This is a genomic window from Oleiphilus sp. HI0066 (genome assembly GCF_001635725.1).
This window is the reverse complement of sequence record NZ_LWFH01001385.1, coordinates 1-996: the sequence shown is the minus strand read 5'-3', so window position 1 is coordinate 996 and position 996 is coordinate 1. Positions and strand designations below refer to the sequence as shown.

The 996-nt window shown below is 44.4% G+C and carries 1 pseudogene; it reads right to left on the bottom strand.

The features are described from left to right. Window positions 1-100: 100 nt before the first annotated feature. Window positions 101-996, bottom strand: a pseudogene (locus A3738_RS20935) (bifunctional glutamine synthetase adenylyltransferase/deadenyltransferase); the annotation flags it as partial.

Sequence of the window (996 nt, the reverse complement as noted above, 5' to 3'; positions counted from 1 at the left end):
CAATAATAAAAATAAAAGGTTGGGCATTCTACCAAAGACAAGCGTTTTCGCCTACGAATAAGTTGAGCTGAAAGATAAATCCTTGATATCAACATGGTGATTAACCGAAGATTTTTACAAACGCATCGTGCGCCACATCGCGCTCAACCGGAAACTCTTTCAATCCTTCAGGATAACTAACACCTGACAAACTTTTTCTGTGCAACGCAGATCGTAAGGCTCTATACGCATCATCCAAAGCTTGATACGAAAGTTTTTCATCAATGGTTGACGAAAGTGCCTCCAACAAGCGCACATTATCTGACCAAACTGTTAGTGATGGATGCTCATGCGCATTGGCCAATACCAAGAACTGCGTTAAGAACTCAATATCAATCAATCCACCTCGACCTTGCTTGATATTTTTTTCTGCCATGTCGATCGAGCCGAGCTTATCTGCTGCAGCCGTATGCATCTTCTCTCTCATCACTCGGACTTCTTCAAGCAACTTGGCGCGCTCTCTTGGCATACTCAAAATTGCATCGCGTACTGCATCAAATTTAGCCATTACCCGCTCATCACCAGCAACACAGCGAGCACGAACTAAGGCCTGATGCTCCCACGTCCAAGCATCTTCTCTTTGGTATTTTTCAAAGGCTTTAATCGAAGACACCAACATTCCAGAATTACCAGAGGGGCGCAAACGCATGTCCACTTCATAACATATCCCTTGAGAGGTTTGGGCTCCCAAAATATGCACCAAGCGCTGACCTAAACGAGTATAAAAAAGCTGATTATTAATTGGCTTATCGCCATCCGTTGAGCCGAAGTCATTGGCATCGTAAATAAATACCATATCGAGGTCTGAACTATAGCCCAGCTCAATACCACCAAGCTTGCCGTAACCGACCACAGCAAACCCAGAATAGCCACCTTCTAATTCGTCCCCTTCTGGGAAACCATGTTTCTGACTTAAGTTGTGCAAAGCGATCGATAATGCCGAATCGACACAGGCTT